At 41.2% G+C, this 8406-nt stretch carries 7 protein-coding genes; 2 read left to right on the top strand and 5 right to left on the bottom strand.

The features are described 5' to 3' along the window. Positions 1 to 37: 37 nt before the first annotated feature. The 3 genes from HMPREF9200_RS06985 to putP all read right to left on the bottom strand — a co-directional run bounded on the left by HMPREF9200_RS06985 (position 38) and on the right by putP (position 4478). Positions 38 to 829 (bottom strand): thymidylate synthase, encoded by a 792-nt coding sequence (locus HMPREF9200_RS06985; protein ID WP_009354010.1) that lies wholly within the window; start codon positions 827 to 829, stop codon positions 38 to 40. A 151-nt stretch (positions 830 to 980) separates the two neighbouring features. Continuing rightward, positions 981 to 2804, bottom strand: a complete 1824-nt coding sequence (gene recQ, locus HMPREF9200_RS06980) for a DNA helicase RecQ (RefSeq protein WP_009354011.1) — start codon at positions 2802 to 2804, stop codon at positions 981 to 983. Between the two features lie 192 nt (positions 2805 to 2996). Further along, positions 2997 to 4478, bottom strand: a complete 1482-nt coding sequence (putP, locus tag HMPREF9200_RS06975) for a sodium/proline symporter PutP (protein ID WP_009354013.1) — start codon at positions 4476 to 4478, stop codon at positions 2997 to 2999. A 415-nt stretch (positions 4479 to 4893) separates the two neighbouring features. On the opposite strand from putP, the gene HMPREF9200_RS06970 reads away from it, so the two are divergent. Together HMPREF9200_RS06970 and HMPREF9200_RS06965 are read left to right on the top strand one after the other, a co-directional pair. Further along, entirely contained in the window at positions 4894 to 5184 is a 291-nt protein-coding gene (locus HMPREF9200_RS06970; RefSeq protein ID WP_009354012.1) for a type II toxin-antitoxin system RelB/DinJ family antitoxin, read from the top strand. A 2-nt stretch (positions 5185 to 5186) separates the two neighbouring features. After that, positions 5187 to 5537, top strand: a complete 351-nt coding sequence (locus HMPREF9200_RS06965; RefSeq protein WP_038145112.1) for a type II toxin-antitoxin system RelE/ParE family toxin — start codon at positions 5187 to 5189, stop codon at positions 5535 to 5537. Between the two features lie 50 nt (positions 5538 to 5587). On the opposite strand, the gene eno is transcribed toward HMPREF9200_RS06965, so the two are convergent. Continuing rightward, a complete protein-coding gene (gene eno / locus HMPREF9200_RS06960) occupies positions 5588 to 6874 on the bottom strand; it encodes a phosphopyruvate hydratase (RefSeq protein ID WP_009354014.1) in 1287 nt (428 codons plus the stop codon). Positions 6875 to 6886: 12 nt separating this feature from the next. Next, on the bottom strand, positions 6887 to 8406 hold a 1520-nt coding region (gene gpmI, locus HMPREF9200_RS06955), incomplete at its 5' end, for a 2,3-bisphosphoglycerate-independent phosphoglycerate mutase (RefSeq protein ID WP_009354009.1).

The raw sequence follows: 8406 nt of genomic DNA, 5'->3' as shown, positions 1-8406 counted from the left end.
AGCCACTGCTACAATCATTGCTAACATAGATAACTCCTTATACAGCTACTGTCATAGATAGTTTCCCTAAATGCTCATAGCCTTCTAGAGTTATATCTTCTGGCGTAAAATCATAGAAATTTTTGATCTCTGGGTTTAATCGTAACACCGGAGCCTCTAAGGCTTCATGTTTACGTTCTAATTGAGTACGTAAAGCTTCTACATGGTTCTCATAAATATGAGCATTATTGATGACATGCGTGAATTGTCCTGCCTGCAATCCAGATACTTGGGCAATCATATGAACCAATGCTGCATATTGAGCCGTGTTGAAAGGTACTCCTAACCCCATATCCCCACTGCGTTGGATAAGCATACAATTTAAACGACCATCTGTGACATCCCATAATGTTTCATAGGCACATGGTTGCAACGTCATATCTGGCAAGTCCTCAATATTCCACAAGGTCACAATCATACGACGGCTTTGAGGGTCCTTTTGTAGCATATCCAATAAATTATCTAACTGTTTATACTTGGCAATTTGGTATCCATAGGCCTTGCCAATTGTACCATCTTCACGCATCCATTCATCCCAAACTTTTACATTCATAGCCTGCAACTGGCGCACATCATTAGATTGCAATTGCCAAATCCAAAGTAACTCTTTAATGGCCGTTTTGAAAGCCACAAATTTCGTGGTTAAAATAGGAAATTCTTCTGCTAAATTGAATTGCATCACTTGATGCGGTAATTTATAGGTCGCAATGCCTGTACGATTGTTGGCATAATACCCATGATCTAATATATTTTCTATAATCTGTAAATATTGCGTGTCTGCTAAACTCATCTATGCCTCCTTGTATACGAAACTACGCTAAATGGTATCAGCATATATTTTGTATATCTGTATGTATATATATCTGTATTTGTATCAATATCTGTGTCTAAATGTATTTGTATATCTACATTTAGATAAATATCAAGTTGTCCCTCTATCACTATATGTTGCCCTTAAAATCGGCAATAACCTTCAAAAATTCATTGCCATATTTGCGCAGCTTCATATCTCCTACGCCTTTCACATTCGCCATATCTCCTAATGTCAATGGTTCTTTTGCTACCATATCCAATAAGGTAGCATCTGAAAAAATCATGAACGATTTTACCCCTTCTGTTTTTGAAAGTTCCAAACGATGCACACGCAGAGCCTCAAATAAGGAGTTATTCTTAGTGGCTTTTGCTAGCCCTGAAGCATTTGATTTAGAACGGCCCTGCATAGGACGATGTTCCCCTACATCTATAGGCACATCTTTCACAGTGACTCGTCCCGCTAATACTTCATGACCTTGTTCCGTAACGGATAAAATAGGATATTGCCCTCCCGAAGACGTCACATACCCCATCGCCATTAAGCGCTTAATAAAGCCTTTTACATCTTTATCTGCCCAACGATTTAATTTGCCAAATACGGATAATCGGTGTAAGCGAAACCTCTCAATACGCTCCGTCCGATTCCCACATAGGATATCCGCAATCATGGTCACTCCATATCGTTCTTCTGTATTCCAAATCGTCTGCAATACTGCGCTCGCCTCGGCTGTTACATCCACCGCCACTCGTGGTTCATCACAAGTACTGCAATGATGACATTGATCCCAAGGCACTTGTTCACCAAAATAAGACAACATGAATTTACGTAGACACATAGGTGTATGACAATAATCGATCATGGCTTGTAGCATATTCCGCTCAATCCGTTGTCGTTCTGGTGGCAAGTCACTTTGACTTAGAATATATTGATGCACTGCCACATCTTGCCCATTATATAGCAAAATACAATCTGCCGGTGCTCCATCTCGTCCAGCACGGCCTGCCTCTTGGTAATAACTTTCCATATTTCGTGGCATTTGGTAATGGATTACATAGCGCACATTACTTTTATCGATGCCCATTCCAAATGCATTGGTAGCTACCATAACTTGTACTTCATCAAAGGCGTAACGATTCTGTTGGTACTTACGCTCTTCATCAGATAAACCACCATGGTAGTAACCTACTTTCACGCCGTAACGTAAAAGCTCACGATATACCTTTTCCACATTCGCCCTAGTGGCACAATAGACAATCCCCACATCATTTGGGTTGTGTAGCACATAATCTCGCACATATTCCATACGCTTACTTTCGTGGATCACAGAAAACGCCAAGTTAGGACGATCAAATCCCGTAATATGCACACGGGCATTCTCCAATCCTAAGAGTTGTTTTATATCACGTTCTACTTCTTCCGTAGCACTGGCTGTGAAAGCCCCTACCACAGGTCTATGGGGCAAGCTCTTAATAAAAGGTCCTATGGCCGTGAAAGAGGGCCTAAAATCATGCCCCCATTGTGACACACAATGGGCTTCATCAATAATCACTTGGCTAATTGGCAGTCCTCTTAAAAACTCACAAAACCCTTCGGACTCTAATTTTTCTGGTGCCAAGTATAATAGTTTAATGCGCCCTTCCCGTAAATAGTACAAAATTTTATTCTGCTCTTCTCGACTGAGGGTGCTATTCATATACGCCGCTGGCATACCTTGCTCTTTCAAGGTATCCACCTGATCTTGCATCAAGGAAATCAACGGAGAAAACACAATGGTAATGCCCGCCTTTAGCATCGCAGGAATTTGAAAGCAAATCGATTTACCTGCCCCAGTAGGCATAATCCCTAGCACATCTTGGTTCTTTAACAAAGCTGTAACAGGTACCTCTTGAGCGGGGCGAAAACTGGAATATCCATAAAAATGTTGCAATGCTCGTAGGGCTCTAGCATCCATATGTCTTTCCTCCTTTCTGACTGTACATTTATCGAATCGTATCTATTTATTATACCATTTTTATAGGCCAGTATAAACCGTTTGCAGTAGAACTACACTATCCTTTCCATAATCTACACATCTTCTACAAAAAAATGTTGGCACTACCCCCAAAGGAGTAGCCCCAACATCTTTTTATCTATTAATATGTAATTATAAAATATGCATTTGTTCTGATGCATCGAACTCCGCTTGGATTTCTTTACTTGGCTCATGATCCAACAAGCTTACTACAAAGATAGCAATGGCAGATAAGATAAAACCTGGTACGATTTCATACAAACCGAACCAACCGAATTGTTTCCACACAAGAACGGTAATGCCCCCTACTAAGATACCAGCGATACAACCTTTCAGAGTCATACGTTTCCAAGTCAACGAGATCAAGATAGCTGGACCAAAGGCAGCGCCAAATCCTGCCCATGCATAGGCCACCATCGTCAAGATATAACTTTGTGGATTCACCGCCATCACGATGGCTATAGCAGATACGATCAATACCGTAGCACGGCTAACCATAACTAGTTCACGGTCTCCTGCATCACGGGCAAACACATTGCGGTACAAATCTTGAGACACAGAAGATGCAGTTACTAACAATTGTGCAGAGGCTGTACTCATGATGGCTGCCAATACAGCAGACCAAATCAAACCTGCCACAAATGGGTTAAATAAATGCTCGCTCATCACAAGGAATACTGTTTCTGCATCAGCATCTACTAGAGGTATTGTTAAATATACTTTACCAACAAGACCTACTGCCACTGCAGCCAACAAGGAGATGACTACCCAAATCATGGCAATGTTCGTAGCTTTTTTCAACTCTTTCGCATCGGAAATCGCCATAAAACGCACTAAGATGTGAGGTTGACCAAAGTAACCAAGCCCCCATCCTAAGCTAGAAATGATACCTACCACCAAGGTGAAAGTATCTTGTTCCGGTCCCCAAATCGACAAGCCTGCTGGGAACTCCGTAGCAATTAATTGAGATGTTTCTACAGGACCACCTAAATACATGGCTGCCGTCACCGGTACCAATAAGATGGCGAAGAACATCATCATACCTTGGATACAGTCTGTCCAACTTACGGCTAGGAAACCACCTAGGAAGGTGTAGAAAATAACTACCCCTGCTGTAATAAAGAGGGATGTCATGTAATCTAGTCCAAAGATAGTATTAAATAACTTACCACCTGCCACGAATCCAGAAGACGTGTAAATTAAAAAGAAAATAACGATGAAGATAGCAGACACCACCGGCACAATTCTTGATGTATCATGAAAACGGTTTTTCAAATAATCCGGTATAGTCAAACTATTATTCGCTACCTCTGTATAATTGCGCAATCGTTTCGATACGAATACCCAGTTCAGCCACGTTCCCAAAGCTAAACCAATGGCGATCCATAAGGCCGATATCCCTGTTGAGTAGGCAAATCCAGGTAAACCCATCAACATCCATCCACTCATATCTGATGCTTCCGCACTCATGGACGTGATCCAGGGGCCTAGCTGGCGACCTCCTAAAATATAGTCGTCTAAGCTATTAGACTTGCGGTAATAATATACCCCGATGTACATCATGAGGCCTAAATACAATGCAAATGCCCCAATCACTTCAAAATTGTTGTACACCCTACTCCTCCTTTCCTAATCCTTTCACCTTTACTTAAAATTCTATAGAATGCATTCAGCATTAATCTTTTCTATTATATCATAGATTATATATATCGTCTTTCATGGATTTTATACAAAAAATAAACACCTTGTATAAAACAAGGTGAGTGCTATCATTGATCTATGTAAGTAGACAATGAAAACACCTAACGCATGAGGACTACCACTCCTCAACACGTTAGGTGTCATCAAGCTTTATTAACTCCTAGATGAGCCTAACGCCGAACGCACGTTGATGGCTCTCCTTTTCTTATTTATATTATATCACAAACTACTACCTAGTCAATTTATATTCCATATATTATTTTATGTTGCATAATGCAATACAACAGTTTATAATTTACTTAACATAGTAACCAGAAAGGAGACCCTCATGAAATCTGCTAGTGTTAATGTCCGAATTAATGAAAATATAAAACAACATGCTGAATCTATTTTAGAAGACCTTGGACTAAGTCGCGCTGTCGCTATTGATTTATTCTATCGACAAATTATCCTACATAACGGACTCCCTTTTGATCTAAAGTTAAATACACCGCCCCTTAGTACATCTGACTTTAGCCCTTCAGAATTAGAAGATATTTTATCTCGTGGAGTCGAAGAATCAAATAACGGTAATGGACGTTCTGCTAAAGAATTTTTCGCTACTTTATTAGGAGAATAATTATGGAAACCTATGATATACGACTTTCATCATTTGCAGAATACAATTTATTAAATATCTATTGCTATATAGCTGAATCTTTCTCCGTAGAAACAGCTAAGTACACTTCGCATAAAATACATAAAGCTATAGAGAGTTTATCATATCTACCGCATCGATATCGTATTCTAAATGTATCTAAGCCCACTAAAAATGTATATCATATTTATTCTTTCGAGAAATATGATATTTATTATAGTATCAACGAAATTCATCATACGATTACTATTCTTGCCGTATTAAACCAACGTCAGGCTCCTAATTATAGTTTATTCTTGCAGGAACTTCCCGCAATATACGGAAAATACATATAGGTTTTATACAAAAAGGACCCCGCAGGGTCCTTTTTTATTTTCACATATTCTTATCGTTTGATGTTATAAAACACATCGCTACCACGGTATTGAGCCGTTTCTGCCAACATATCTTCAATACGAAGTAATTGGTTGTATTTCGCTACGCGTTCGGAACGAGCTGGAGCACCAGTTTTGATTTGTCCAGCGTTTACTGCTACAGCGATATCAGCAATTGTGGAATCTTCTGTTTCACCAGAACGGTGAGAAATTACAGCTGTATAGCCTGCACGTTTTGCCATTTCAATAGCATCAAATGTTTCTGTCAACGTACCGATTTGGTTCACTTTGATCAAGATTGCATTCGCTGTATCTTCTTTGATACCACGAGACAAGCGTTCTGTGTTCGTTACGAATAAATCGTCACCTACTAATTGAACAGTTTTGCCAAGGCGCTCCGTCAATAGTTTCCAGCCTTCCCAATCTTCTTCTGCCAAGCCATCTTCGATGGAGTAAATTGGATATTTTTCACAAAGTTCTGCATAGTATTCTACCATCTCAGCAGCTGTTTTTACTTTGCCTTCACCAGCTAAGTGATACTTGCCATCTTTGTAGAACTCAGAAGATGCTGCATCAATAGCAAATACAATATCTTTACCCACTACAAGACCTGCTTTTTCGATAGCTTCTGTAATCACTTGTAATGCTTCTTCATTGGAACCTAAGTTCGGAGCAAAGCCCCCTTCATCACCTACACCTGTGGCCAAGCCTTTTGCTTTCAATACACCTTTCAATGTATGGTATACTTCTGCACAATAACGCAATGCTTCCATAAAGCTAGATGCACCAATTGGCATAATCATGAACTCTTGGATATCCACGTTATTATCTGCATGAGCCCCACCATTTAAAATATTCATCATTGGTACTGGCAATTCTTTTGCATTCGTGCCACCAAGGTATTGGAACAATGGTAAATCATAAGATTCAGCCGCTGCACGAGCTACTGCCATGGATACACCTAAGATCGCATTAGCACCTAATTTTGCTTTGTTAGGAGTGCCATCTAACTCAATCATCACCCCATCAATAGCCACTTGCTCAGATGCATCAAACCCTAAAATAGCAGGTCCAATGATGTCATTTACGTTTGCTACCGCTTGTAATACACCTTTGCCTAAGTAACGAGAAGACTCGCTATCGCGCAATTCCACCGCTTCAAATTGACCAGTAGACGCTCCAGATGGAACCGCTGCACGACCAATCGTACCATCTTCTAAATATACTTCTACTTCTACTGTTGGATTGCCACGGGAATCCATAATCTCTCTTGCGTATACATCAGTAATTACTGCCATTGTTACTTCTCCTTATTGTACTAACAAACTTTCACCACTCATAGCTTCAGGCTGCTCAATACCGCCTAAAGCCAGCATAGTTGGTGCTAAATCACATAGCCGACCTGGTCGCAAGGTGACACCCTCTGGGGCTCCCACTAAAATGAGTGGTACCGGATTCGTCGTATGCGCCGTGTGCGGAATTTCTGTGGTATGGTCCACCATGACCTCAGAATTTCCATGGTCCGCTGTAATTAATAACTGACCATTCCTATCTTGAATGGCTTTCACAATCTCTGAAAGTCCCACATCCACAGCTAAAATCGCTCGTTTTGCTGCTTCAAAATCACCCGTATGGCCTACCATATCTGGGTTTGCATAATTCAAGATAATCATATCATACTCGCCACTGCGAATGGCGGATACAACCTTTTCTGTTACCTCTGGAGCACTCATCTCTGGTTGCAAATCATAGGTAGCCACCTTCGGAGAAGGCACTAAAATTCTATCTTCCCCAGGGAATACATCTTCCTTACCACCATTGAAGAAATACGTCACATGAGCATATTTCTCTGTTTCTGCAATGCGCAGTTGACGATAACCACCCTTAGCTAGCACTTCTCCTAGGGTATCTGTTAGCAGTTCTTTATCATACACCACAGGCACTGGTAAGTCTGCTTCGTACCGAGTCATACTCGCCACATAGGAACCTTGCAATACATGTTTTCGTTCAAATCCAGTAAAATCCGGATCTACCACAGCACGCACTAATTGACGAGCCCGATCAGGACGGAAGTTAAAGAACAAAATCGCATCTCCATCCTGCATACCTGTATACCCTTCCACTACCGATGGAATGACAAATTCATCTGTTGTTTCATCAGCATAACTGTGTTCTACCGCTTCATGAGCACAACCTACTTCTGTACCACTACCACATACCATGGCATTATACGCCAGTTGCACTCGTTCCCATCGTTGATCACGGTCCATACCATAATAACGACCACCTATTGTCGCAATCGACCCTAGACCCAACTCGTTGCAGTAGTGAGCAATCTCATCAATATAGGCCAACGCACTTTGTGGTGGTACATCACGACCATCTAAGAAGGCGTGGATATAGACTTTTCCTACACCAGCCTCTTTAGCGCCACGAAGTAATGCCTTCAAGTGATCAATATGCGAGTGGACACCGCCATCCGACAACAAACCCACTAGATGCAAGGCTTGTTTAGCCCCTTCTTCATAGGCTTTCACTAAGGTAGGACGAGTAAATAAGGTCCCTTCCTCTGCCTCTTTCGTAATGCGCGTCAATTCTTGGTACACAATACGTCCGGCACCAATATTCAAATGGCCTACTTCTGAGTTTCCCATTTGTCCATCCGGCAAGCCTACGGCCATACCAGATGCTTCTAACAAGGTATGAGGACACGTGTCCCATAGGTTTAAAAATGTTCGGGGGTTCGCTTGTACCACCGCATTTGTTGGGTCTTGACCGTCCCCAATGCCGAATCCATCAAGGATGGTCAACATCACTGGTCCTTTTAATT

The sequence above is a fragment of the Veillonella sp. oral taxon 780 str. F0422 genome, assembly GCF_000221605.1.
GTDB lineage: Bacteria > Bacillota > Negativicutes > Veillonellales > Veillonellaceae > F0422.
The sequence above is the reverse complement of the archived record's forward strand: the minus strand, read 5'-3'. Positions and strand labels throughout refer to the sequence as shown.

What these genes read in the sequence shown, in the direction of transcription:
- eno (WP_009354014.1), bottom strand. Translation starts at nt 6,874, where the DNA reads ATGGCAGTAATTACTGATGTATACGCAAGAGAGATTATGGATTCCCGT.
- recQ (WP_009354011.1), bottom strand. Translation starts at nt 2,804, where the DNA reads ATGGATGCTAGAGCCCTACGAGCATTGCAACATTTTTATGGATATTCC.
- HMPREF9200_RS06985 (WP_009354010.1), bottom strand. Translation starts at nt 829, where the DNA reads ATGAGTTTAGCAGACACGCAATATTTACAGATTATAGAAAATATATTA.
- HMPREF9200_RS06965 (WP_038145112.1), top strand. Translation starts at nt 5,187, where the DNA reads ATGGAAACCTATGATATACGACTTTCATCATTTGCAGAATACAATTTA.
- HMPREF9200_RS06970 (WP_009354012.1), top strand. Translation starts at nt 4,894, where the DNA reads ATGAAATCTGCTAGTGTTAATGTCCGAATTAATGAAAATATAAAACAA.